This is a genomic window from Rhizobium freirei PRF 81 (assembly GCF_000359745.1).
Taxonomy (GTDB): domain Bacteria; phylum Pseudomonadota; class Alphaproteobacteria; order Rhizobiales; family Rhizobiaceae; genus Rhizobium; species Rhizobium freirei.
On the sequence record NZ_AQHN01000077.1, the window covers coordinates 202,749 to 225,473 of the forward strand.

24 protein-coding genes are annotated in these 22,725 nt (G+C 61.4%); 15 read left to right on the forward strand and 9 right to left on the reverse strand.

Annotated elements, in window-relative coordinates:
- Nucleotides 1-31 precede the first annotated feature (31 nt).
- The 6 genes from rnr to RHSP_RS21470 all read right to left on the reverse strand — a co-directional run bounded on the left by rnr (nt 32) and on the right by RHSP_RS21470 (nt 9,300).
- Complete coding sequence (rnr, locus tag RHSP_RS21445) at nt 32-2,410, reverse strand: ribonuclease R (protein WP_004122559.1); 2,379 nt, start codon at nt 2,408-2,410, stop codon at nt 32-34.
- Nucleotides 2,407-5,082: a type I DNA topoisomerase gene (gene topA / locus RHSP_RS21450; RefSeq protein WP_037153652.1), complete on the reverse strand. Its 2,676-nt coding sequence runs from the start codon at nt 5,080-5,082 to the stop codon at nt 2,407-2,409. The genes rnr and topA overlap by 4 nt, the downstream gene beginning before the upstream one ends.
- A gap of 175 nt (nt 5,083-5,257) precedes the next feature.
- Entirely contained in the window at nt 5,258-6,406 is a 1,149-nt protein-coding gene (gene dprA, locus RHSP_RS21455; protein WP_004122564.1) for a DNA-processing protein DprA, read from the reverse strand.
- Nucleotides 6,406-7,023: a glycerol-3-phosphate 1-O-acyltransferase PlsY gene (gene plsY, locus RHSP_RS21460; protein WP_004122567.1), complete on the reverse strand. Its 618-nt coding sequence runs from the start codon at nt 7,021-7,023 to the stop codon at nt 6,406-6,408. The genes dprA and plsY overlap by 1 nt, the downstream gene beginning before the upstream one ends.
- Nucleotides 7,024-7,057: 34 nt before the next feature.
- Nucleotides 7,058-8,347, reverse strand: coding sequence for a dihydroorotase (locus tag RHSP_RS21465; RefSeq protein ID WP_004122569.1), 1,290 nt, complete (start codon nt 8,345-8,347; stop codon nt 7,058-7,060).
- Entirely contained in the window at nt 8,344-9,300 is a 957-nt protein-coding gene (locus tag RHSP_RS21470) for an aspartate carbamoyltransferase catalytic subunit (protein WP_004122572.1), read from the reverse strand. The genes RHSP_RS21465 and RHSP_RS21470 overlap by 4 nt, the downstream gene beginning before the upstream one ends.
- 185 nt (nt 9,301-9,485) lie before the next feature.
- Between RHSP_RS21470 and RHSP_RS21475 the strand changes: the two genes are divergently transcribed.
- The 6 genes from RHSP_RS21475 (at nt 9,486) to RHSP_RS21500 (ending at nt 13,851) form a co-directional block, all read left to right on the forward strand.
- Nucleotides 9,486-11,144, forward strand: a complete 1,659-nt coding sequence (locus RHSP_RS21475) for an acyl-CoA dehydrogenase family protein (RefSeq protein ID WP_004122575.1) — start codon at nt 9,486-9,488, stop codon at nt 11,142-11,144.
- 95 nt (nt 11,145-11,239) lie between these two features.
- Complete coding sequence (locus RHSP_RS21480) at nt 11,240-11,485, forward strand: type II toxin-antitoxin system ParD family antitoxin (RefSeq protein WP_004122578.1); 246 nt, start codon at nt 11,240-11,242, stop codon at nt 11,483-11,485.
- The gene (locus tag RHSP_RS21485) at nt 11,475-11,774 is read left to right on the forward strand and encodes a type II toxin-antitoxin system RelE/ParE family toxin (protein WP_004122581.1); all 300 of its coding nucleotides are present in this window, start codon (nt 11,475-11,477) and stop codon (nt 11,772-11,774) included. The genes RHSP_RS21480 and RHSP_RS21485 overlap by 11 nt, the downstream gene beginning before the upstream one ends.
- Nucleotides 11,775-11,841: 67 nt before the next feature.
- The gene (locus RHSP_RS21490) at nt 11,842-12,459 is read left to right on the forward strand and encodes a GNAT family N-acetyltransferase (protein ID WP_004122583.1); all 618 of its coding nucleotides are present in this window, start codon (nt 11,842-11,844) and stop codon (nt 12,457-12,459) included.
- A gap of 104 nt (nt 12,460-12,563) precedes the next feature.
- Complete coding sequence (locus RHSP_RS21495; RefSeq protein ID WP_004122586.1) at nt 12,564-13,220, forward strand: TetR/AcrR family transcriptional regulator; 657 nt, start codon at nt 12,564-12,566, stop codon at nt 13,218-13,220.
- Between the two features lie 298 nt (nt 13,221-13,518).
- The gene (locus RHSP_RS21500; protein WP_037153583.1) at nt 13,519-13,851 is read left to right on the forward strand and encodes a DUF6105 family protein; all 333 of its coding nucleotides are present in this window, start codon (nt 13,519-13,521) and stop codon (nt 13,849-13,851) included.
- Here the strand turns inward: RHSP_RS21500 and ruvX are convergent.
- Nucleotides 13,788-14,282: a Holliday junction resolvase RuvX gene (ruvX, locus tag RHSP_RS21505; RefSeq protein WP_004122590.1), complete on the reverse strand. Its 495-nt coding sequence runs from the start codon at nt 14,280-14,282 to the stop codon at nt 13,788-13,790. The two genes, RHSP_RS21500 and ruvX, sit on opposite strands and share 64 nt — an antisense overlap.
- Nucleotides 14,283-14,399: 117 nt before the next feature.
- On the opposite strand from ruvX, the gene RHSP_RS21510 reads away from it, so the two are divergent.
- From RHSP_RS21510 to gatA, 3 genes are all read left to right on the forward strand, one after another.
- Complete coding sequence (locus RHSP_RS21510) at nt 14,400-15,110, forward strand: metal-dependent hydrolase (protein WP_004122593.1); 711 nt, start codon at nt 14,400-14,402, stop codon at nt 15,108-15,110.
- A 92-nt stretch (nt 15,111-15,202) separates the two neighbouring features.
- Nucleotides 15,203-15,490 carry an Asp-tRNA(Asn)/Glu-tRNA(Gln) amidotransferase subunit GatC gene (gatC, locus tag RHSP_RS21515; protein ID WP_004122596.1) on the forward strand — a complete coding sequence of 96 codons (288 nt, stop codon included), beginning with the start codon at nt 15,203-15,205 and terminating at the stop codon, nt 15,488-15,490.
- Between the two features lie 57 nt (nt 15,491-15,547).
- On the forward strand, nt 15,548-17,029 hold the full coding sequence (gatA, locus tag RHSP_RS21520) for an Asp-tRNA(Asn)/Glu-tRNA(Gln) amidotransferase subunit GatA (RefSeq protein ID WP_004122598.1): 1,482 nt from the start codon (nt 15,548-15,550) through the stop codon (nt 17,027-17,029).
- A gap of 136 nt (nt 17,030-17,165) precedes the next feature.
- Here gatA and RHSP_RS21525 read toward each other — a convergent pair whose 3' ends face one another.
- Nucleotides 17,166-17,423, reverse strand: coding sequence for a YjhX family toxin (locus RHSP_RS21525; protein WP_004122601.1), 258 nt, complete (start codon nt 17,421-17,423; stop codon nt 17,166-17,168).
- 304 nt (nt 17,424-17,727) lie between these two features.
- On the opposite strand from RHSP_RS21525, the gene RHSP_RS21530 reads away from it, so the two are divergent.
- The 6 genes from RHSP_RS21530 to RHSP_RS21555 all read left to right on the forward strand — a co-directional run bounded on the left by RHSP_RS21530 (nt 17,728) and on the right by RHSP_RS21555 (nt 21,875).
- The gene (locus RHSP_RS21530) at nt 17,728-18,237 is read left to right on the forward strand and encodes a GNAT family N-acetyltransferase (protein WP_004122604.1); all 510 of its coding nucleotides are present in this window, start codon (nt 17,728-17,730) and stop codon (nt 18,235-18,237) included.
- A gap of 88 nt (nt 18,238-18,325) precedes the next feature.
- Nucleotides 18,326-19,831 (forward strand): Asp-tRNA(Asn)/Glu-tRNA(Gln) amidotransferase subunit GatB, encoded by a 1,506-nt coding sequence (gene gatB / locus RHSP_RS21535; protein WP_004122606.1) that lies wholly within the window; start codon nt 18,326-18,328, stop codon nt 19,829-19,831.
- A gap of 3 nt (nt 19,832-19,834) precedes the next feature.
- Nucleotides 19,835-20,338, forward strand: coding sequence for a GNAT family N-acetyltransferase (locus tag RHSP_RS21540; RefSeq protein ID WP_004122608.1), 504 nt, complete (start codon nt 19,835-19,837; stop codon nt 20,336-20,338).
- 20 nt (nt 20,339-20,358) lie between these two features.
- Complete coding sequence (locus RHSP_RS21545; RefSeq protein ID WP_004122610.1) at nt 20,359-20,826, forward strand: GNAT family N-acetyltransferase; 468 nt, start codon at nt 20,359-20,361, stop codon at nt 20,824-20,826.
- A 106-nt stretch (nt 20,827-20,932) separates the two neighbouring features.
- On the forward strand, nt 20,933-21,331 hold the full coding sequence (locus tag RHSP_RS21550) for an NADH:ubiquinone oxidoreductase subunit NDUFA12 (RefSeq protein WP_004122612.1): 399 nt from the start codon (nt 20,933-20,935) through the stop codon (nt 21,329-21,331).
- Nucleotides 21,332-21,434: 103 nt separating this feature from the next.
- Nucleotides 21,435-21,875 (forward strand): DUF2155 domain-containing protein, encoded by a 441-nt coding sequence (locus RHSP_RS21555; protein ID WP_037153587.1) that lies wholly within the window; start codon nt 21,435-21,437, stop codon nt 21,873-21,875.
- Nucleotides 21,876-21,941: 66 nt separating this feature from the next.
- On the opposite strand, the gene RHSP_RS21560 is transcribed toward RHSP_RS21555, so the two are convergent.
- A complete protein-coding gene (locus tag RHSP_RS21560; RefSeq protein WP_240535482.1) occupies nt 21,942-22,493 on the reverse strand; it encodes a DUF1062 domain-containing protein in 552 nt (183 codons plus the stop codon).
- Nucleotides 22,494-22,725: the final 232 nt, after the last annotated feature.

Genomic DNA, 22,725 nt, shown 5'->3' on the forward strand with positions numbered 1-22,725 from the left:
AACGCTCTTCCTTCTGGCCGACAGCCGCCCCTTATCGGCGGCCGCGCGGCGGTCTCGTCCCCGGCGCTTTGCGTGCAGGGGCCTTGTTGCGGCGAGTTGCCTTGTGGAAGGAACGCACCGCCGTCGGCATCGGCCGCCCGTCGCTCAGCATTTCGAAGCGCAGCGCCCCGGCAAGCGGCACGGCTTCTACCAGTTTTACGGTCACATCGTCGCCGAGACGGTAACCGAGCCCCGTCTTCTCGCCGGTCAGCGCCTGATGCGCCTCGTCGTAGATGAAGTAATCGGTGCCGAGCGTAGATATAGGGATGAAACCATCGGCGCCATAGTCGGGCAGGGTGACAAAAAGTCCCGACTTGGTGACACCGCCGACGCGTGCCTCGAATTCCGCCCCGACGCGGCCGGCGAGGTGATGGGCGATAAGCCGATCCACCGTTTCGCGTTCGGCCGCCATGGCGCGGCGCTCGAAAGTCGAGATTTCGGCGGCGATATCGTCGAGCGCTGCCTCTTCGTCCGGCGTGATGCCACCCTCGCCGAGGCCGAGCGAGCCGACGAGCGCACGGTGCACGATCAGATCCGCGTAGCGGCGGATCGGCGAGGTGAAGTGCGCGTATTTCATCAAGTTGAGGCCGAAATGCCCGATATTGTCCGGGCTGTAGATCGCCTGGCTCTGCGAGCGCAGCACCATCTCGTTGACCATGGTCTGATGCGGCGTATCCTCAGCTTTCGCAAGGATGCCGTTGAAGCTGTTGGCTCTAACGTTGCCGCCTTTGGCGAGCGAAATGCCGAGCGTCGCCAGGAATTCGCGCAGCACCTCCTGTTTGGCGAGCGTCGGCCCGTCATGGATGCGGTAGATCAGCGCCTGCTTCTTCTTCTCGAGCGTCTCGGCGGCAGCGACGTTCGCCTGGATCATCATCTCTTCGATGAGCTTGTGGGCGTCGAGGCGCGGCGGCACGAAGACGCGATCGACCGTACCGTCCGGCTTCAGCAGGATCTTGCGCTCGGGCATGTCGAGCTCGAGCGGCTGACGCCGGTCGCGGCCCTTCTTCAGAATGCCGTAGGCGTGCCAAAGCGGCTTGAGGATCGGTTCCAGCATCGGCCCGGTCTTGTCGTCGGGCTGGCCGTCGATCGCCGCCTGCGCCTGCTGGTAGGAAAGCTTGGCCGCGCTCTTCATCATGATGCGATGGAAGGTGTGGCCTGCCTTGCGACCTTCCTTGGAGAAAATTATCCGCACCGCGAGGGCAGGGCGGTCGACGCCCTCCTTCAGCGAGCAGAGATCGTTGGAGATGCGCTCCGGCAGCATGGGCACGACGCGGTCGGGGAAATAGACCGAGTTGCCGCGCTTCAGCGCTTCGCGGTCGAGCGGCGAGTTCGGGCGCACGTACCATGAGACGTCGGCAATGGCGACGGTGACGATCACCCCGTCGGGATTGTCCGGCGAGGGGTCCATCTCGGCATAGACGGCGTCGTCATGGTCCTTGGCGTCCGCTGGATCGATAGTGATCAGCGGCAGGCTGCGCCAATCCTCGCGATGCGACATGGTCGCCGGCTTGGCTGCGTCGGCCTCCGCGATGACAGCGGCCGGAAAGACGTGGGGAATGCCGTGGGCATGAATGGCGATCATCGAGATCGCCTTTTCCGAAGCGACCGAACCGATGACAGACAGTACCTTGGCGCGCTGCAGGCCGAAACGGCCGAGACGAGCGACTTCGACCTCGACCAGATCGCCGTCCTTGGCACCGCCCGTATAATCCGGATCGATCACCATTTCCTCGCCGCGCCGTTCGATCGGCATCAGTCGGCCGCCGCCGCCGGGCGTCTCGCGGAAGACGCCCATGGAGGCGCCTTGCCGTTTGTCGATGACCTTGATGATGCGCGCCGTATAGGCCGGGCCGCCGCGATCCACCGCCGGGAAGATCTTGGCAAGGATGCGGTCACCCATGCCGGCGACCGGCGCCTTGCCCTTGCCGTTACGGCCGGCGGGCGATGAGGATTGCTTGATCATCACGGCCGGTGCGACACCGTTTTCGTCTGCCCATTCGGCCGGGCGGCCGATCAAACTGCCGTCCTTGTCGCGGGTGGTGATATCGAGAACGGCGATCGGTGGCAGCGCGCCGGGGCGGATGAGCGACTTGCGGCTCTTCTGCACCATGCCTTCTTCTTCGAGTTCGCGCAGCAGTTCCTTCAGCGCGACGCGGCTTTCGCCCTTCAAGCCGAAGGCCTTGGCCAGTTCGCGTTTGGAAGCCTGCTGCGGATGATCGGCGATGAAGCGCAGGATGATTTCGCGCGGCGGCAGCACGCCGTGGACGATAGCCATCATCGGCTCGTCGTTGCCGCTTGCCTTACCGGCGCGGCCGGGTTTGCCGGAACGCCGTTCCGACGATGGAATCCTGCCGCGCGGTTCTCTGCTCACTCTGCACTCTTCTTTTTCGCTGCCGTCTTGGCCGCAGGCTTCTTTGCAGTAGCCTTCGGTTTGGCGGTCGTTTTCGTCGCTTTTGCGCCGGCGGCCGCCGCCTTTGCCTTGGCGGGCGCTTTCTTGGTCGTGCTGCCGCTCTTGCCGGCCTTGGCTGCGATCAGAGCCAGGGCTTCCTCGACCGTGATTGCCTGCGGATCCGTGCCCTTCGGCAGGGTGGCGTTGACCTTGCCCCAGTTGACATAGGGACCATACTTGCCGTCGCGCACCGTGATCGCGCCGCCGCCATCCGGATGCTCGCCAAGCTCCTTCAGCGCTGCAGGAGTGCCGCCGCGGGCTCTGCCGCCGGCCGCCTTGCTCTGCTTCTCGGCAATCAGCGTCACGGCACGGTTCAGGCCGACTGTGAAGACGTCTTCCACGCTTTCGAGATTGGCGTAGCCGCCATCATGCAGCAGGAAGGGGCCGTAGCGGCCGATACCGGAAGAGATCATCTTGCCGCTTTCCGGATGCTTGCCGATGTCTCGCGGCAGCGAGATCAGGGCCATCGCCTTCTCATAATCGATATCCTCGGGCTTCCAGCCGCGCGGCAGCGATGCACGCTTGGCATCCTTGCCGTCGCCGCGCTGGATATAGGGCCCGAAGCGACCCGAACGCAGCGTCAGCTCTTCGCCGGTCACAGGATCTGCGCCGAGAGCTTTCGGTTCGTTCAATCCGTTGGATTCGGCTTCCGCGCCGCCTTCGGAAGAAAGCTGGCGCGTATAGTTGCACTCCGGATAGTTCGAGCAGCCGACGAAGGCGCCGTATTTCCCGAGCTTCAGCGACAGGTTGCCCGTGCCGCAGACCTGGCAGATGCGCGGATCGCTGCCGTCTTCGCGCTTCGGGAACACCAGCGGCGCCAGCGCCTCGTTCAGCGCGTCGAGCACGTTGGTGACGCGCAGTTCCTTGGTGTCCTCGATCTGCGCGAAGAAATTGGTCCAGAAGTCGCGAAGTACGTCCTTCCAGTTCAATTCGCCGGCGGAAATGCGGTCGAGCTTCTCTTCAAGATCGGCGGTGAAGTCGTACTCTACGTATTTGGTGAAGAAGCTTTCGAGGAAGGCTGTCACCAGCCGACCCTTGGCTTGAGGCAACAGCTTGCGCTTGTCGATCGTCACGTAGTCGCGGTCACGCAGCGTCGCGAGCGTCGCGGCATAGGTCGACGGACGGCCGATGCCGAGCTCTTCCATCTTCTTGATCAGCGATGCTTCCGAGTAGCGCGGCGGCGGCTCGGTGAAATGCTGGGTCGAGTTGATCTTCTGCTTGGCGAGGTTTTCGCGCGCATTGATCTCCGGTAGGCGACCATCTTCGTCGTCGGCATCGTCGCTTTGCTCGCCGTCTTCCTTCTGGTCTGTATAGGCGGCGATGAAGCCGTCGAAGCGGATCACGGAGCCGACGGCGCGCAAGCCGGCTTTCTTACCGGCATTGTCGGCAAGGATTTCGACGGTCGTGCGCTCGATCTCGGCGGATGCCATCTGGCTGGCGATGCCGCGCTTCCAGATCAGGTCGTAGAGCCGCAGTTGGTCGCCATCGAGGAACTTGCGGACGCGGTCCGGCGTGCGATCGAAATCGGTCGGGCGAATGGCTTCGTGCGCTTCCTGGGCGTTCTTCGCCTTGGTCGAGTAGAAGCGTGCCTTTTCCGGCAGGTAGCGGTTGCCGAATTGATCGGCAATGGCGCGCCGTGCTGCATCGATCGCTTCCGGCGCCATCTGCACGCCGTCCGTACGCATATAGGTGATGAGACCGACGGTCTCGCCGCCGATATCGACGCCTTCATAGAGTTTCTGCGCGACCTGCATGGTGCGCGAGGCCGAGAAGCCGAGCTTGGAGGATGCGGCCTGCTGCAGCGTCGACGTGGTGAAAGGCGGCGCCGGGTTGCGCTTGACCGGCTTTGCCTCGACGCTGTCGACGACATAGGCGGCACCTTCCAGCAATGCCTTCAGCTTGCCGGCCTCTTCACCGTTGGCAATCGAGCGCGCCTGCAGGCGCTTGCCGTCGGCGGCAACCAGGCGCGCCTCGAATTCATCGCCGCGCGGTGTCTTCAGGATCGCCGAGAGGTTCCAGTATTCTTCGGAAATGAAGCGCTCGATCTCGGACTCACGGTCGCAGACGAGGCGAAGCGCGACGGACTGCACGCGGCCGGCAGAGCGGGCGCCAGGCAGCTTGCGCCAAAGGACCGGCGACAGGTTGAAGCCGACGAGATAGTCGAGGGCGCGGCGGGCAAGATAGGCATCGACCAGCGGCACGTCGATATCGCGCGGATCGGCCATCGCGTCGAGCACGGCCTTCTTGGTAATGGCGTTGAAAACGACGCGCTTCACCGGCTTGCCGTTGATGACGCGCTTCTTGTTAAGCAGGTCGAGAACATGCCAGGAGATCGCTTCACCTTCGCGATCCGGGTCGGTCGCGAGGAAGAGAGCATCGGAGGATTTCACCGCGTCGGCGATGTCCTTCATGCGCTTTTGCGAAGCGCCATCGACTTCCCAAAGCATTTCGAAATCCTGATCCGGCAGTACCGAACCGTCTTTGGCGGGCAGGTCACGCACATGGCCGAAGGAAGCAAGAACCTTATATCCGGGTCCCAGATATTTGTTGATTGTCTTGGCCTTGGCAGGCGATTCCACCACTACTACGTTCATCATTAAGTCTCTGAATAAGAGGTCGTGCCTTTGCAAGGCGCGGAAGAAACCGGGCTTTTCCGTCTTCTTGGCCTTCCGACATGGACAGGGAATTCGTCGCGGTCAAGAGGCGAAGGCAATTTTTGCGCTTGGCGCGGCGATGCGATGCTTAGAATTGGTATGCGTGTCACAGTTTTCAATCCAGCATGGAGATCGACACCAATCCGCCGGGATGGCGGTGCAGTCGGCCGGCCATGTCCAATTCGAGAAGGACGGAATGAACGGCCGATATCGGCAGGCCAGTGTGACGGACGATATCGTCGATCTCGACCGGTGTCGGCCCGAGCGCATCGACAATGTGATCACGTTCGGCGTCGTCTGGCGGCGTGGAGAGCGGGTTGCTCTTTTCAGCGGGCGGTACAGCGGGGCGCGGGCGAAAGAGATCGGGCTCTGCGAGCGGCCGCAGTGCCTCGACGACATCGTCCGGTGCGGTCACGATCATCGCGCCGTCTTTCAGCAGTCCGTTCGTTCCTTCGCAGCGCGGATCGAGCGGCGAGCCGGGAACGGCAAAGACGAGCCTGCCGAATTCGCCGGCAAGGCGCGCCGTGATTAGCGAGCCGGATCGCGTTGCCGCCTCGACGACCACGACGCCGAGAGAGATTCCGGCGATGAGGCGATTACGCCGTGGAAAGTCACGTGCTCGCGGCTCCCAGCCGAAGGGCATTTCGCTGACGGCGAGCCCGTTGCCGTCCCATATGTCGCTGAGCAGCCCGATATTCTCAGGCGGGTAGGGCTGGTCCAGTCCGCCCGCCATGGCAGCGATCGTGCCCGTCGCAAGGCTGGCGCGATGCGCCGCCGTATCGATGCCACGCGCCAGGCCGGAGACGACGGCATAGCCGGCCTCGCCGCAGGTGCGCGCGATCATCGCCGTGAATTTTGCACCGCTGATCGAGGCATTTCGCGAGCCGACCATGCCGATGGCCGGTCTCGTCGCCGTTGGCATGTTGCCCTTGACCGCAAGCAGCGGCGGCGCGCCGTCGATCTCTCGAAGGGCAGGGGGAAAGTCCGGTTCACCGATGCCGACGAAGCGTGCGCCGAAGCGATGTGCCGCTTCCAGCTCCCGCAATGCATCCCGCTCGTCGGCTATGCGGACGGCGCGCGTCGAGCCGCCGCGCTGCGACAGCTCCGGCAGCATCGCAAGCGCCGCCTCTGCGGAACCGTAGTGATTGATAAGGTCGCGAAAGGTGGACGGGCCGACATTGTCGGAGCGAATGAGCCTGAGCCAGGCGATCCTTTGTTTTTCGGTCAGCGCAACTCCATTTCGTTTTGCGCTGCCTGCGTCCATTACCCCTTCGCTCCGATCTTGCTTTCCGTCCCGGTGGTGAGGCGGGCGATATTGGCCCTGTGCTTGTACCAGGAGATGATGGTCATCAGCGCCATGGCACCGGCGATCTTATCGACGCCCAATATCCATAATACAACCGGAATGACAAGAGTTGCAACCAGCGCGGAAAGCGAGGAGTAGCGGGTGGTAAAGGCAATTACCAGCCAGATAATAGCGAAGATCAGGGCCATCAGCGGCGCCAGGCCAAGCAGGATGCCGAGATAGGTGGCCACGCCCTTGCCGCCCTTGAAGCCGATCCACACCGGAAAGATGTGACCGATAAAGGCGGCGAAGCCGGCGAGAACGGCAGCATCTTCACCGAAGAAATGTGCGACGATCAGAACGGCAGCCGTGCCCTTGAAAGCGTCGAGCAGCAGCGTCGCTGCAGCAAGTCCCTTGTTGCCGGTGCGCAGCACGTTGGTCGCGCCGATATTGCCCGAGCCGATGTTGCGCACGTCGCCGAGGCCGGCCATGCGCGTCAGCAACAGGCCGAAAGGGATCGAGCCGAGCAGGTAGCCGATGACGAGGGCGGCCAGCGCGGTTTGCGGGGAAAGCTGCCAAGTCCAGAAATCCGCCATCACGTCTTATTCTCCGTAAACCCTTGGGGCCGCCCTAGAGACTATGAACCAGCCTGCCGGCGACATAAGTTGCAACCGCTCGGCCCGTCATCCTTGCATCTTCGAAGGGTGTATTCTTCGAGCGCGACAGAAGCATGTCTTTGGCGACAAGCCAAGGCTCGTCAAGATCGACGAGCGCAATATCGGCCTTGGCGCCGGGCTTCAGCGTGCCGGCATCGAGCCCGAAGATCTGTGCCGGCCGGGTCGACAGCGCATCGACGAGCCGCATCAGGCTCACCTGGCCGCTATGGTAGAGGCGCAGCGCCGCCGGAAGCAGCGTCTCGAGCCCGACGGCACCGTCTTCCGCTTCGCCGAACGGCAGGCGTTTCGTATCGACGTCCTGCGGGTCATGCGAGGAAACGATGATGTCGATCGTGCCGTCCGCCAGCGCTTCGATCATGCCCGTGCGATCATCCTCGGAGCGCAGAGGCGGATAGAGCTTGAAGAAGGTCCGGTATTCGCCGATGTCATTCTCGTTGAGCGCGAGATTGTTGATCGAGATGCCGCAGGTAACCTTGGCACCGCGCGAGCGGGCGAGGCGGATCGCCTCAGCCGACTCAGGAACCGAGATCATTGCCGCATGATAATGACTGCGCGTCAGCGCCGCGATGCGAAGGTCGCGCTCCAGCGGGATCAGCTCGGCTTCCTTCGGAATGCCCGAGAGGCCGAGCCAGCTGGCAAGCAGTCCCTCGTGCATGACGCCGTTTGCGCCGAGATATTTGTCGCGCGTTTCGCAGGAGATCACCGCGCCGAATTCGCGCGCATAGGTCATCAGACGGCGCAGAACCTGGCTGTCGTGCACGCTGGAATGAGCATCGGTGAAAACAACGGCGCCGGCTTCCCGCAGCAGGCCGATCTCCGTCATTTCCTCGCCGGCAAGCCCCTTGGTGAGGGCCGCAGCCGGATAGACATTGACGACGGCCGTGTCGCGCGCCGTCTTCCGGACGAACTCGACGAGGGCGATATCGTCGATGACCGGATCCGTATCCGGCATCATGATGAAGGAGGTCACGCCGCCCGCAGCTGCCGCGCGGCTCGCGGAAGCGATGGTTTCGCGATGTTCTCCGCCGGGCTCCCCGACATGCACGCGTGCATCGACGAGGCCCGGAATGGCGACGAGGCCGCTGCAATCGCGAACGATCGCGCCCTTGGGAACGCCGTGGTTCTTCGCATCCTTGCCGGAGGCTGCGATTACGCCATGTTCGACGACGATCGTGCCGATTTCATCGAGGGTGCGAGAGGGATCGATGATGCGAACGTTCTGGAGGACGATCGAATTGCTCATGCGCCGGCTCCCTCGGTACGCGGTCCCTGGTTCTGTGAAACGAGCAGGGTCTCCATGACGGCCATGCGCACGGCGACGCCCATCTCCACCTGTTCTGCGATGACGCTTTGCGGGCCGTCGGCCACCTCGGAAGCGATCTCCACACCGCGGTTCATCGGGCCGGGATGCATGACGAGCGCATCTTCCTTGGCGACCTTGAGGGTTTCGGCGTCGAGCCCGTAGAAATGATAGTATTCGCGAACCGAGGGCACGAAAGCGCCGGACATGCGCTCGCGCTGGAGCCGCAGCATCATGACAACGTCGGCGTCCTTCAGCCCTTCCTTCATCGAATGGAAGACTTCGACGCCCATGTCGGCGATGCCGGCCGGCAGCAGTGTGGCGGGGGCGACGACACGGACGCGCGCGCCCATGGCGTTGAGAAGCAGAATGTTCGAGCGGGCAACGCGCGAATGCAGCACGTCGCCGCAGATCGCGACGACGATGCGCGAAAGCTTGCCCTTGGCGCGGCGGATCGTCAGCGCGTCGAGCAGGGCCTGGGTCGGATGCTCGTGCTGACCGTCGCCGGCATTGACCACGGAGCAGGAGACCTTCTGTGCCAAGAGCGCGGCAGCGCCGGCGCTCGAATGGCGGATGACAAGCACATCAGGCCGCATCGCGTTTAGCGTCATCGCCGTATCGATCAGCGTCTCACCCTTTTTGACGGAGGAGTTGCCGACCGACATGTTCATCACATCGGCGCCGAGCCGTTTGCCGGCCAGCTCGAACGAGGACTGCGTGCGCGTCGATGCCTCGAAAAAAAGATTGATCTGCGTCAGGCCGCGAAGCGTCGACGTCTTCTTCTCGCGCTGGCGGCTGATCTTTACGGCCTCGTCGGCCTTGTCGAGAAGATAGGTGATATCCTGCTCGGTGAGGCCCTTGATGCCGATGAGGTGGCGGTGGGGAAAGAAGACCATGAACCTGCCCTCTGGATTTCGTCAGGCGGTCTATAAAGAGGGAGCGCCGATGGGGCAAGCGGGGGTGTGCGCCGAGCTCGTTTGTTCCCCATGCAATTTCGCCCGAATCCCGCTACAGGAGCTATGCCGGTGGGAGACCTAACTTCCAGTTTCCCTTTGCAACCTACTTGCTCTACAAGCGATTCATGACCCAACCGACCCGGACTGACGACCCATTTGCCGAACTGAACCAGCCGAGCCTCTGGTCCGGTATCAATGCCTATCGTTCCGATCCGCTGATTGTCGATCTGACCTCCGCATTGCCGCGTTCGATACGGGAAGATCTGGAGCAGCACGGTCGTTTCGTCACCTCGCACGAGGCGCAGGAACTGGCGCGCATGGCGAACCAGGGCACGCCGCAGCTGCGTAGCCACGGCCCGCGCGGTGAGCGTCTCGACGTCGTCGAATTCCACCCTGCCTGGCATGCGCTGATGCGCCGTTCCATGGCGATGGGCCTGCATTCCTCGATCTGGGATGCGCAGGCCGACCCCGAAGCCAAAGGCCAGTCGCACAAGGTGCGCGCCGCCCGCTTCTATCTGACGGCGCAGCTCGAATGCGGTCATCTCTGCCCGCTGACGATGACCAGTGCCTCCGTCGCGGCGATGATGGCGTCGCCGGCCGTGCAGAAGGACTGGGCGCCGAGGATTCTGTCGCGCAAGTACGATTCGTCCAACAAGCCAGCCATGCAGAAGACCGCCGTCACCATCGGCATGGGTATGACGGAAAAGCAGGGTGGCACCGATGTGCGCGCCAACAGGACGACCGCCGACAAGGTGAGCGAAGGAATCTATCGGCTTTCGGGCCATAAATGGTTCATGTCGGCGCCGATGAGCGACGCTTTCATCATGCTTGCTCAGACCAAGGACGGCATGGGCTGCTTCCTCGTGCCGCGGCTGCTGGAGGATGGCTCCGCCAACGGCCTGCATTTCCAGCGGCTCAAGGACAAGCTCGGCAACCGCTCGAATGCCTCCTCCGAAGTCGAATTCACCGATACGTTCGGTTTCCTGCTCGGCGCGCCCGATGGAGGCATCCGCACGATCCTCGACATGGTGACGCTGACGCGGCTCGACTGCGCGCTGGCGTCTGCCGGCATCATGCGCGCATCGCTCGCCGAAGCCGTTCATCATGCCCGCGGCCGCAGCGTCTTCGGCAAGATGCTGGTCAACCAGCCGATCATGACGCGCGTGCTCGCCGACATGGCGCTTGATGTCGCGGCGGCAACTGCGCTTGCCTTCCGCCTGGCCGAAGCCTTCGACAAGGCGAGCGGCAGCACCGAGGATGCGGCCTATGCCCGCGTTATGACGCCGGTCGCCAAATACTGGTGCTGCAAGATCGCGCCTGCGCTGATCTATGAAGCCATGGAATGCATCGGCGGCAGCGGCTATATCGAGGAGCGCCCGATTGCCCGCCATTACCGCGAGGCACCGGTCAACGCGATCTGGGAAGGCTCCGGCAATGTCATGGCGCTCGATGTGCTGCGCGTATTGAACCGGGGCAGGGACCTGTTCGAGACCGTCTTTGCCGGTCTTGCCCGCGATCTCGGCCCCGCCGGCAAGAAGACCATCGAGGTCCTGCGTGCTGCTATGGCGCTTTGCGAGCAGGACGAGGGCGCGGCCCGCCTACTGGTCGAGCAGATGGCGCTCGCAGCCGGTGCCGCCGAACTCTACCGCCTCGGCGCTGGCAAGATCGCCGATGCCTTTATCGAAACCCGACTGGCCGGCGGCTGGCGCGCGACTTACGGCATGCTCGATGCCCGCTTCGACGCCAGCTACATCGTCGATCTGCTGTATCCACCGGCGACTTAGAACCGCGCCTGCCGTCCGGTGGTTTCGCCGCGGCAATCTCCAATTGATGCGATACCAATATTTACTATATATTGGTATCGACAAGGGAGAGTCTCATGGCTCGCAACACATCCGTTTCACTTGGCGATCATTTCAGCGCCTTCATTGAGGCTCAGATACAGACGGGTCGATATGGCTCTGCCAGCGACGTTGTTCGCGCGGGTTTGCGCCTGCTCGAAGAGCATGAAGCAAAGGTCAAGGCTCTTCAGGATGCGTTGATTGCCGGTGAAGAATCCGGAGAGGTTGCATCTTTTGATAACGCGGCATTCTTAAGGCGAATGCGTGCGACCTATGGCGAATAGGTATCACAAGATCGGCCTATCCCCGCTTGCGGAGGCTGATCTTGAAAACATCTGGCGATATACCGTCGAGAACTGGTCAATAGCACAAGCTGAAACCTACCATGCCGAAATCGTTGAAGCTTTTGAGGGGTTGGCGTCCGGTTTGAAAATCGGCCGCCCCGCTGATATTCGCGACGGTTATTTCAAGTACGCCGTCGGTTCCCATGTGGTCTACTATCTTTTACGGGATGCTGAGATAGCGATCATCCGCATATTGCATCGGCGGATGGACGTAGGTCGGCATCTTTGAAGAAGCACTGGGAATTTTTCGTCGATTTGGCCGTATATAATCTTTACCTTCACCTATGGAGGCGTCCATGATCAACCTCCGTTCAGTCCAACCCGAGGATATAGACCAGCTCTACGCTATCTCGCTGGCGACAGGCGATGCCGGCAAGGACGCGACGCCGCTCCATCGCGACGGCCGCCTGATCGGGCACATCTATTCCGCGCCCTACGCCACACTTCATCCCGAGCTGGTCTTCGTCGCCGAGGATGAGGAGGGTGTCTTCGGCTACATCGCCGGCGTTTTTGACACGATCGCCTTCGGGCAGCGGCTGGAGCGTGAATGGTGGCCCGCTCTGCGCCAGCGCTATGTCGATCCGATAGGCGATCCGGCCATTTGGGATGCGGATCAGAAACGGATCTCGGCGATCCATCATCCAAAGCGGACACCCGCGCCTCTTGTCGAAAGGTTTCCAGCACATATTCATATGAATCTGCTGCCGCGAGCCCAGGGTAAAGGCGTGGGTACGGCACTGCTGGATCGGTGGATGGAGAATGCCCGTGCCAACGGCATCAAGGGCATTCATCTCGGTGTTAACTCCGGCAATCACGGCGGTATCCGCTTCTGGTCGTCGCGCGGTTTCATTCCGGTGGAGCTCCCGCCGGGTCTGGCGTCCGAAACCACTATATGGTTTGGTCAATCTCTCTAATCTGTGGATTCGCGGGCTTCGATCGGCTCGTATCTCAGTGGCTTTGTTGTTTGGGCCTGCGCGGCTTGCTATTCACCGCTCGGTGACAAATTGGAGTCGAGTCGATGGCCGTCGCAAACGCTGCCGTTAAAATCCCTTTGGAAGCGCCTGTCGTGGAGAGGCGCGTGCGCAATCGCGCTGCGACAGAACAGGCGATCCTTGATGCCGCCAAGAGACTTCTGGCGGAGGAGGGGTTTCAGAATTTCGGCATCAATGCCGTGGCGCGCGGTGCCGGCTGCGACAAGCAGCTGATCTACCGCTACTACGGCGGTCTCAATGGCCTCTTGGAAGCCATCGGCACCGACCTTGGCAGCTGGGTAGCGGATCGCATCCCCGACGATACCGGCGGCATGTTTCTCCTGACCTATGGCGACCTGATGGAGCGGCTTTCTATGCTGTTTCTTGATGCCTTGCGCGCCGACCCCCTGATGCGCCGTATCGTCGCCTGGGAAGTGTCCGAAAGCAGCGAACAGGTGCGTCGCCTGTCTGAAGCGCGCTCCAAGGCGCTTGCCGGCTGGATCGAGCGGATGCGCGGCTCGCTGGTGCCGCCCAAGGGCGTCGATGCCCCGGCGGTCAACGCCATGATCTTTGCGGCGATCCAGCACATTGTGCTGGCTTCGGCCGTCAGCGATCAATGCGCCGGCCTCGCGCTGAAAAACTCAAAGGATTGGGAGAAGGCGGCAACGGCGCTGAAGCGGATCGTGCGCGGCGTCTACGGCTGACGCCAGGCTCGGGGAGGGATATCCACAAGCCCGCTCCGCCGTTAACCTTAACAAATGGTTTACGTTGCGCGGCAACGGTTAACTCGTCACTGTGCAGAGACGAATAGTTAACCATCAAGCGTGCAGCCATGGGGTCGAAGCCCGCAAAATTAGTGTTTCTCGTTACGGCGATGATGTTCTTCGCCGTGCTCGCACTAGATATAACGCTGCCAGCAATGGTGTTGAGCGCCATGACGCTGTCGAACTGGCTCGTCCTGTCGGCTGGCACGACGCAATATTCGCGTCGGAGAGGTACCGCATGAAGTGGTTGTTGCTTTGCTGGGCCGCCCCAGTCTCTTTCCTCGGGGCATGGTATTATCTGTCGTATTACGATATGAGCTTCGGCATCTTCATGCTGACGCGCCAGATGCACGATCTGGTCTTCGAGATCTACGGCAAGATCCTCGGCATCCCGCCGGAGACCATCCCGCCGCTGGTTGCGCGCGCCATCGCCTTCGATAGCCTGCTGGTCTTTGTGATCTACGGCTTTCGCCGTCGCGCTGCCATCATCGAATGGTGGCACCGCCGTCAGGCGTCTGGGTCGGAAAAGGCCGTTCTTCCGAGCGCTGACAGCCTGTCCAACGCTCCCTGAAGAATGAAGCTCGCAGCGGCCGAGTCGATGCGCTCGGCGCGCTTGGCTCGCGAAACGTCCATTTCCAGCAGTGCCCGTTCGGCGGCAACGGTCGAAAGCCGCTCGTCCCAGAAGACGAAGGGCAGGGCGGTCTTTTCCGACATGCTGCGCACGAAGGCGCGCGTTGCCTGCACGCGCGGCCCCGAAGAGCCATCCATGTTGACAGGCAGCCCTATGACGAAGGCCGCGACCTTTTCCTTCTCGGCGAAGGCAAGCAGCGTTTCGGCATCCTGCGTGAACTTCACCCGCTTGATGACGGGGCGTGGCGTCGCAAAGCGCCGCCCGAGATCGGACATCGCAAGCCCGATCGTCTTCGTGCCGAGATCGAGACCGGCTATCGGCTGGCCGGGCAGCAGCATCACGGCTAGGTCTTCGATGGTCAGTGTCGTCATCGGGGTCATGCTCCTGTCAAAACAAATTGAAGCCAAGGCCGCTTTTCTTTGTCGCGGTTTGGGATATTTCCTAGACACCAGCACTGTATTTCACATCAAGTCTTAAGGAGAAATCCAATGAAGATCACCTGGCTCGGCCATGCCGCCTTTCGTATCGAAACGGGCAAGGCGAAAATACTGATTGATCCTTTTCTGACTTACAATTCCTCCTTTGCCGCTGCCGGCCTCAACATCAAGGACGTCGCCGAAGGTGTGACCCATATCCTCCTGACGCACGGCCATGCCGATCATGTCGGCGACACGGTTCAGATCGCCAAGGATACGGGTGCCGTCGTTCTCGCCAATGCCGACCTCGCCTCCTGGCTCGGTATCAAGGGTGTGGAGAAGCTGGAAATGGGCAATACCGGCGGCACGGTCGGTCTCGGCAGCTTCTCGGCTACCTTCACCAATGCGCTGCATTCCTCCGCGCAGATCACCGAGGATGGCGTTTCCCACGCGCTCGGCAACCCGAACGGCCTGATGCTGCATTTCGACGACGAGCCGACGCTGTTCCATATGGGCGATACCGACATCTTCTCGGATATGGGCCTCATCAACGAGCTGCATCAGCCCGATATCGGCATCGTGCCGATCGGCGACCGTTTCACCATGGGCGGTGCCGTGGCCGCGCTCGCCTGCCAGCGCTTCTTCAACTTCAAGACCGCTATTCCCTGCCACTACGGCACTTTCCCGATCATCGATGCGACCCCGGAAAAGTTCATCGCCGGGCTGGAGGGCTCCAAGACCGCGGTTGCAGCGCCGAAGGCTGGCGAGAGCGTTTCTGCATAACGATACCCGTTGCGTCTGGCGGGCATGGCCTTTATAGCGGGTGTGAAAAATACCTACCTGCAATGTAGGTAAAACCTACCTCGGAGAATGCCATGTCCGTCGATCTCGCCACCGTCAAACGCGTCGCCCATCTTGCCCGCATCGCCGTCAATGAAGACGAAGCGCAGCGGATGATGGGTGAGCTGAACGGCATTCTAGGCTTCGTCGAGCAGCTCTCCGAAGTGAATGTAGATGGCGTCGAAGCCATGACCTCGGTAACCCCGATGGCGATGAAGAAGCGCACTGACGAGGTGACGGACGGCGACAAGGCCGCCGATATCGTCGCCAATGCGCCGATTACCGATCAGAATTTCTTCCTGGTGCCCAAAGTCGTCGAATAACGGTTCCTTTGAGCCTTTCCGACCCGTTGCCCAATTCCAGATCTGAAGCGAAACAAAATGAGCGAACTGACCAGCCTGACCATTGCCGAAGCCCGCGACAAGCTGCGCGCCAAGCAGATTACCGCCACCGAACTGACCGAGGCCTATATCTCGGCAATCGATGCGGCCAACGGTCAGATCAATGCCTATATTGCGGTCACACCGGACAAGGCGCGTGAGATGGCCAAGGTCTCGGACGCCCGTCTCGCCGCCGGCAAGGCCGGTGCGCTCGAAGGCATTCCGCTCGGCATCAAGGACCTCTTCGGCACGGAAGGCATCCATACCCAGGCCTGCAGCCACATTCTCGATGGTTTCAAGCCGCGCTACGAATCGACCGTCACGCAGAACCTCTGGAACGACGGCGCCGTCATGCTGGGCAAACTCAACATGGACGAATTCGCCATGGGCTCCTCCAACGAGACCTCCTACTACGGTCCGGTGATCAACCCCTGGCGCGCCGAAGGCTCCAACCAGCAGCTCGTTCCGGGCGGCTCCTCCGGCGGCTCGGCCGCTGCCGTTGCCGCGCATCTCTGCGCCGGCGCGACGGCCACCGACACCGGCGGCTCCATCCGCCAGCCGGCCGCCTTCACCGGCACCGTCGGCATCAAGCCCACCTATGGCCGCTGCTCGCGCTGGGGCGTTGTCGCCTTCGCCTCATCGCTCGACCAGGCCGGCCCGATCGCCCGCGACGTGCGCGATGCCGCCATTCTCCTGAAGTCGATGGCAAGCGTCGATGCCAAGGACACGACCTCCGTCGACCTGCCGGTGCCGGATTACGAAGCCTCGCTCGGCCAGTCGCTGCGCGGCATGAAGATCGGCATTCCCAACGAATACCGCGTCGACGGCATGCCGGAAGAGATCGAGACGCTCTGGCAGCAGGGTATCGTCTGGCTGAAGGACGCCGGCGCCGAGATCGTCAACATCTCGCTGCCGCACACGAAATATGCGTTGCCGGCCTATTACATCGTCGCGCCCGCCGAGGCGTCATCGAATCTCGCCCGCTATGACGGCGTGCGCTACGGCCTGCGCGTCGACGGCAAGGATATCGTCGACATGTACGAGAAGACGCGCGCCGCTGGCTTCGGCCAGGAAGTGAAGCGCCGCATCATGATCGGCACCTATGTTCTGTCGGCCGGCTACTACGACGCCTATTATCTGCGCGCCCAGAAGGTCCGCACGCTGATCAAGCGCGACTTCGAGCTTGCCTTCAACGCCGGCGTCGACGCGATCCTGACGCCCGCCACGCCGTCCTCGGCCTTCGGCGTCGCCGACGAAGACCTCGCTTCCGATCCGGTGAAGATGTATCTCAACGACATCTTCACGGTGACGGTCAACATGGCTGGCCTGCCCGGCATCGCCGTCCCCGCCGGCCTCGACTCGAAAGGCCTGCCGCTCGGCCTGCAGCTCATCGGCAAGCCGTTCGAAGAGGAAACCCTCTTCAAGACCGCCCACGTCATCGAACAGGCCGCCGGCAAGTTCACGCCGGCGAAGTGGTGGTAATGGGTCTAGCGATCCGAGCGATGAACACGGCCGACCATGGCGCTTTCGCCAGTCGAAAAGGTTCATCTCGGGAAAACGTTGGTTTGATTTTACGCTAACGGCGTATCGCGGCGGCAGAAGCCGCCGCGACCGATTGCTATCGATTATTCAACTGCGCCCTCACCAGCCGCAGCCCTTTGTCGCTGATGCGGTAGGGATGGCCGTCGGTGGATTTGATGGTCTTGAGGCGTTTCAGCCTGCGGAAGAGGTCGATGTCGAAATCGGGATAGAGCCAGCCGTCACGCGTGAAGCAGCAGACGGTCTCGATCTTCTTGCTGTCGCTGCGTTCGATTTCGATGCGGCCGCCTTGGGCGAGCAGGTGCAGGATGCGCTGTTCGGCGCGGGAAATATCCATTGTTGTCAGAATCCGTAAAGCGCCAAAAGGCGCACAAAAACGATCCGAAGCTTCCATCACGGGAAGTCGGGGCTTGGTTTTTTTAGGCCCGGCACGCAAGAAGACTTGCGAGCGGGGCCTTTACCGGGACTGACAAAAGTTAGACATCAAAACTCCATTGACGTGGTCTGTCTAAAGTAGGTTGCATTCCTCAGTCAAGCTCAACCACGCCGGTGCCGTCTCGTCATCGGGCATGGTGGCCGAATCTCGTCGCTGGCAAAAGCCTCCGGCCGGTGCTTTACTGCTGACAAATGACGGGGGACCGATGATCCATATTCGCAATGCCCACGAAGGCGAAACCAAGGTGCTGGCAAGCATCGGCCTGCGCTCCTGGCAGAAGGCGATGGGCGCGATCGGTGGGACGGGCGAGCTGCTGGAAAGCGCAAACGAGGCCTTTGAGAATTTTACCCGCAATCTCTGGCTGACGATCACGGTCATCGAGCTGAACGGCGAGGCGGTCGGTTGGGCAGCGCGCGAGGCGCTGGACGAGGCGATCTCGGATTTCTGGATCGATCCCGATTTCGTAAGGCGCGGTCTCGGCTCGGCACTTTTGGAGCGCATCGAGCAGGATGTGCGCGAGCAGGGGCTGGAAAAGATTTCGCTGCAGAGCCATGCGGGAAATACGGATGCCATCGCCTTCTTCAAGGCACGCGGCTTTGAGATCCATTGGCTTTCGATCGTCTATTCCCCGAAGCTCGACAGCGATGTTCCCACAGTCGGGCTTTCGAAATCGCTGGCTGATGAGAGCGATGGCGCCTACGGGCCGGGCATATAGCGCATCCGCAGATGCCGAAAGCCTTGCGCCGCCTCGCCAATTGCTCTACCTCACCAAAGCAGAAAACAGCATCATACAAGAGCTTCCCATGACCATTGTCGACGTCCGTACGCCAGATCCGAAACGCTTCATTCCCGGTGCCACCGGTGACTGGGAAGTCGTTATCGGGATGGAAGTCCACGCCCAGGTACTGAGCAACTCCAAGCTCTTCTCCGGCGCCTCGACGGTGTTCGGCAATCCTCAGAATTCCAACGTGTCGCTGGTCGATGCCGCCATGCCCGGCATGCTGCCCGTCATCAACGAGGAGTGCGTCAAGCAGGCCGTGCGCACCGGTCTCGGCCTGAAGGCTGAGATCAACAATCGTTCGATCTTCGACCGCAAGAACTATTTCTATCCCGATCTGCCGCAGGGCTATCAGATCTCGCAGTTCAAGGATCCGATTGTCGGCGAGGGCAAGATCGTCATCTCGCTTGGCCCGGATCGTCAGGGCCAGTTCGAGGATATCGAGATCGGCATCGAGCGCCTGCATCTGGAACAGGACGCCGGCAAGTCGATGCACGACCAGCACGCCACCATGTCCTATGTCGATCTCAATCGCTCCGGCGTCGCGCTGATGGAAATCGTCTCCAAGCCGGACATCCGCTCGTCGGACGAGGCGAAGGCCTACATGACGAAGCTGCGCTCGATCGTGCGCTATCTCGGCACCTGCGACGGCAATATGGACGAAGGCTCCATGCGCGCCGACGTCAACGTTTCGGTTCGCCGTCCCGGCGGCGAGTTCGGCACGCGCTGCGAAATCAAGAACGTCAATTCCATCCGCTTCATCGGCCAGGCGATCGAATACGAAGCGCGCCGGCAGATCGGCATTCTGGAGGACGGCGGCACGATCGATCAGGAAACCCGCCTGTTTGATCCGAACAAGGGCGAGACGCGTTCGCTGCGCACCAAGGAAGATGCGCATGACTATCGCTATTTCCCCGATCCGGATCTGCTGCCGCTTGAGTTCGACGATGCTTTTGTCAAGGAGCTTGCCGCGCATCTGCCGGAATTGCCGGACGACAAGAAGGAGCGTTTCGTTCGCGAGCTCGGCCTCTCGATCTACGACGCTTCCGTTCTGGTGTCGGAAAAGGCGATCGCCGATTATTTCGAGGCCGTTGCCGCCGGCCGCGACGGCAAGATGGCTGCCAACTGGGTCATCAACGACCTCTTGGGCGCCTTGAACAGAACCGGCAAAGACATTGAAGAGACTCCGGTTTCGCCCGCTCAGCTCGGTGCGATCATCGATCTCATCAAGGCAGAGACCATCTCCGGCAAGATCGCCAAGGATCTGTTCGAAATCGTGCTCAACGAAGGCGGTGATCCCGCCGAGATCGTCGAAGCGCGCGGCATGAAGCAGGTCACCGATACGGGCGCGATCGAAAAGGCCGTCGACGAGATCATTGCGGCTAATCCGGACCAGGTTGCCAAGGTCAAGGCCAAGCCGACGCTTGCCGGCTGGTTCGTCGGCCAGGTGATGAAGTCGACCGGCGGCAAGGCCAACCCGCAGGCCGTGCAGGCGCTGGTCAAGGCCAAGCTCGGCATCGAAGAGGAATAATCGGTGTTCTTCGTGCGCACCGCCAGCGAGCAGGACCTGGAAAAGGTCCGTGCTCTGCTGGGCGAGACCTGGCATGCGACCTACGACCGGATCTACGGTCCGGAAAAGGTCAAGGAGCTACATGCCTCCTGGCATTCGCCGGCTTCGCTGAAAGCACGGCTGGCGAACAAGAATTCCGAATTCCTGGTGGCCGATGACGGCAGGACGATCGGCGGCATGGGCTATGCCGCCATGTCCAAGGAGATGACGAAGACTGTCACGCTCCACATGCTCTATGTCAGCCCAATGCACCAGCGAGAGGGCATCGGCCGCGATATCTTCGCCGAATTGGAAACCTGCTTCCCGGACGCCGAGATCATGCGTCTGGAGGTCGAGCCGCAGAACGAGGCGGCTATTGCCTTTTATAAGGCCCATGGCTTTGTCGAGGTCGGCCGCACTGAAAACTGCGGAAATGGGCAGTCGGGCATTCCGGCGCTGATCTTCGAGAAGCCGTTGGCCGGCCATTGAAAGAATAGACGAGATCGTTCATGGAAGACGCCCGCCTGGTAATCCGCAAAGCGGAAGAAGCCGACCTTCCTTCCCTGATCGGCCTCTTCGCCGCCGACACCATGGGCGGCCACGGCGATACGACCGATGTCGACGCTTATGACGACTACCTTCGGGCCTTTCGCACCATCTCCACGTCCTCTGACCAGACGCTCTACACGACCGAGCTTAGAGGAGAGATCGTCGGTACGTTCCAGACGATCGTCGTCACCTCACTGCATGGGCGGGGCTCATCCGCCATGATTATCGAGTCGGTCCAGACGCGTGCGGATCTGCGCGGGCAGGGGATCGGGGCCGCGATGATCAATTTCTGTATCGACGAGGCAAAAGGCCGCGGTATGCGGATGGTGCAGCTGACCTCGAATGCGGTCCGCAAGGATGCACACCGCTTTTATGAAAGACTGGGCTTCAAACCGACGCATCTTGGCTTCAAGATGACATTGAAATGAGGCTGTTTGCCCACTGGAATCACTGGACAAGCCGGTTCCATGGCGGCATAAGCAAACGAACAAATTCTGGTATCGCCCGCCCTTCAGCGGGTATCGAGGAAAAGACATGTGGAATTTCATCGTACAGTTCTTCACTTGGTGGAATGGTCAGACAATGGGAACGCGTTTCGCGACCTGGCGTTTTGGCAAGCGCGTCGGCGAAGATGAATTCGGCAATGTCTATTATGAAGGCGGCATGTCCTCCTACGGCCTCCCGAAGCGCTGGGTGATCTACAAGGGCTATGCCGAGGCTTCGGCAATTCCTCCGGGCTGGCACGGCTGGATGCATCACCGCACCGACGTTCCTCCGACCAAGGAAAATTACGTCACCAAGGAATGGCAGAAGCAGCATCGCGCCAATCAGACCGGAACGCCGCAGGCCTATCGCCCGCCGGGTTCGCTGGCCGTTGCCGGTGAGCGTCCGCGCGTGACCGGCGACTACGACGCCTGGACCCCTGGCAACTGAGCACGGGAGCCGGCTCGTCCTTTGGCCACAATTGGCCATTAGGCGCGAGATATGCCGACTCTTGCTCGGCGCTTTGACCGAGACCAAGCGGAGATTGGCGGATATGACGTTTTTCACGCGGAGCGCTTCTTTGCGTGCAATAGCGGGAGTCGGAATTGCTCTCCTGGCTGGCATCATGTCCGCGCCCACTGCCGAAGCGGCCCGCATCGCCAATCCGGTCGCCGTTTTTTCCGGCCTCGACAAGATCACCGGTCGCATCACGACATTCGATGTCTATATCAACGAGACTGTGCAGTTCGGCGCCCTGCAGGTAACGCCGCGCACCTGTTATACGCGCGACGAGACAGAGCAGCAGAAGGTGGACGGCTTCGTCGAGGTCGACGAGATTACGCTGGACCGGCGCATCCGTCGTATCTTCACGGGCTGGATGTTTGCAGACAGCCCCGGCCTCAATGCCGTCGAGCATCCGATCTATGACGTCTGGCTGAAAGAGTGCAAGCAGAAGTCCGACGTTCCGCCGCCGAACAATGCCGGCGCGAAATAATCGCTTTCAAGAGTTTTGCCGCAGATTTTTAACGCCCGCAGAAGCCTTGCTCCTGCGGGCTGAATTTTAGCGTCCTTCCGAATGGCCGGCCGCCTGTCCGATCGCCTGGCGATCGACGGCGTCCGATAGGTCGAGCAGGATTCTCATCCCGTCTCTTGCCCTATGGCGCAGAAAGTCGCTGCGGTCCGGCCGGGCGTTCAATCGGCCACTATCGTGGAGGAGCTGGAGCCTCGAACGCGAGATCGCCAGTTCCGAGGCCAGCAGCCGGTCAAGGCGGAGGTTCGCGGAGAGTTCGGCTGCTATTGCGATTTCCAGCATCGCCCAGCCGACGGCCTCTCGCACCGTCTCTTTCACAACGACCGCATCCGGCGGTTCCTCGATGCGCTTGGCTTTGCGTTTCAGCGCGTCGAGATCGAATTCCTGCGCGCGCACCCAACTGGGGTCGCTGTGCTGCAGTGCCTCCAGCGTCGCGGGGGTGAGATCGCGAAGGTTTCGCCGCTCGAAAAGCGTTCTGTTCCATGTCTTGTCGCAATCGACGCATTTGTAGATGAGCCAGGCATCGAGCTTTCTGCCATTGGCGTTGAGCCTGACCTTGCCGCTCGATCTGAAGGGCCTCACGCAACCGCAAGTGCTGCAGGCGATCCATGGGCGTGGTGCGGTCTGGGGAGAAATGGTCCAACGGACCTGAAGAATATTGCACATACCGTCTTGGTCTTCCGTCTGGAAGTCCACCAAGCTGGCGGTAAGACAAGCCCGTCAGGGCACGGTATGGCGATGTTGCGGGACGGCTGAAGAGCTGAGACAGCAATGGCTGCGCAAGGCGCGTTGTCACAATGCCAAACCGGTCTCA

What these genes read in the sequence shown, in the direction of transcription:
- RHSP_RS21510 (WP_004122593.1), top strand. Translation starts at nt 14,400, where the DNA reads ATGAAGATCACCTGGCTCGGCCATGCCGCCTTTCGTATCGAAACGGGC.
- RHSP_RS21480 (WP_004122578.1), top strand. Translation starts at nt 11,240, where the DNA reads ATGGCTCGCAACACATCCGTTTCACTTGGCGATCATTTCAGCGCCTTC.
- RHSP_RS21555 (WP_037153587.1), top strand. Translation starts at nt 21,435, where the DNA reads ATGACGTTTTTCACGCGGAGCGCTTCTTTGCGTGCAATAGCGGGAGTC.
- RHSP_RS21495 (WP_004122586.1), top strand. Translation starts at nt 12,564, where the DNA reads ATGGCCGTCGCAAACGCTGCCGTTAAAATCCCTTTGGAAGCGCCTGTC.
- RHSP_RS21475 (WP_004122575.1), top strand. Translation starts at nt 9,486, where the DNA reads ATGACCCAACCGACCCGGACTGACGACCCATTTGCCGAACTGAACCAG.
- gatA (WP_004122598.1), top strand. Translation starts at nt 15,548, where the DNA reads ATGAGCGAACTGACCAGCCTGACCATTGCCGAAGCCCGCGACAAGCTG.
- RHSP_RS21465 (WP_004122569.1), bottom strand. Translation starts at nt 8,347, where the DNA reads ATGAGCAATTCGATCGTCCTCCAGAACGTTCGCATCATCGATCCCTCT.
- RHSP_RS21470 (WP_004122572.1), bottom strand. Translation starts at nt 9,300, where the DNA reads ATGGTCTTCTTTCCCCACCGCCACCTCATCGGCATCAAGGGCCTCACC.
- RHSP_RS21550 (WP_004122612.1), top strand. Translation starts at nt 20,933, where the DNA reads ATGTGGAATTTCATCGTACAGTTCTTCACTTGGTGGAATGGTCAGACA.
- RHSP_RS21525 (WP_004122601.1), bottom strand. Translation starts at nt 17,423, where the DNA reads ATGGATATTTCCCGCGCCGAACAGCGCATCCTGCACCTGCTCGCCCAA.
- dprA (WP_004122564.1), bottom strand. Translation starts at nt 6,406, where the DNA reads ATGGACGCAGGCAGCGCAAAACGAAATGGAGTTGCGCTGACCGAAAAA.
- RHSP_RS21500 (WP_037153583.1), top strand. Translation starts at nt 13,519, where the DNA reads ATGAAGTGGTTGTTGCTTTGCTGGGCCGCCCCAGTCTCTTTCCTCGGG.
- gatB (WP_004122606.1), top strand. Translation starts at nt 18,326, where the DNA reads ATGACCATTGTCGACGTCCGTACGCCAGATCCGAAACGCTTCATTCCC.
- plsY (WP_004122567.1), bottom strand. Translation starts at nt 7,023, where the DNA reads ATGGCGGATTTCTGGACTTGGCAGCTTTCCCCGCAAACCGCGCTGGCC.
- RHSP_RS21530 (WP_004122604.1), top strand. Translation starts at nt 17,728, where the DNA reads ATGATCCATATTCGCAATGCCCACGAAGGCGAAACCAAGGTGCTGGCA.
- RHSP_RS21490 (WP_004122583.1), top strand. Translation starts at nt 11,842, where the DNA reads ATGATCAACCTCCGTTCAGTCCAACCCGAGGATATAGACCAGCTCTAC.
- RHSP_RS21545 (WP_004122610.1), top strand. Translation starts at nt 20,359, where the DNA reads ATGGAAGACGCCCGCCTGGTAATCCGCAAAGCGGAAGAAGCCGACCTT.
- RHSP_RS21485 (WP_004122581.1), top strand. Translation starts at nt 11,475, where the DNA reads ATGGCGAATAGGTATCACAAGATCGGCCTATCCCCGCTTGCGGAGGCT.
- ruvX (WP_004122590.1), bottom strand. Translation starts at nt 14,282, where the DNA reads ATGACGACACTGACCATCGAAGACCTAGCCGTGATGCTGCTGCCCGGC.
- gatC (WP_004122596.1), top strand. Translation starts at nt 15,203, where the DNA reads ATGTCCGTCGATCTCGCCACCGTCAAACGCGTCGCCCATCTTGCCCGC.
- topA (WP_037153652.1), bottom strand. Translation starts at nt 5,082, where the DNA reads ATGAACGTAGTAGTGGTGGAATCGCCTGCCAAGGCCAAGACAATCAAC.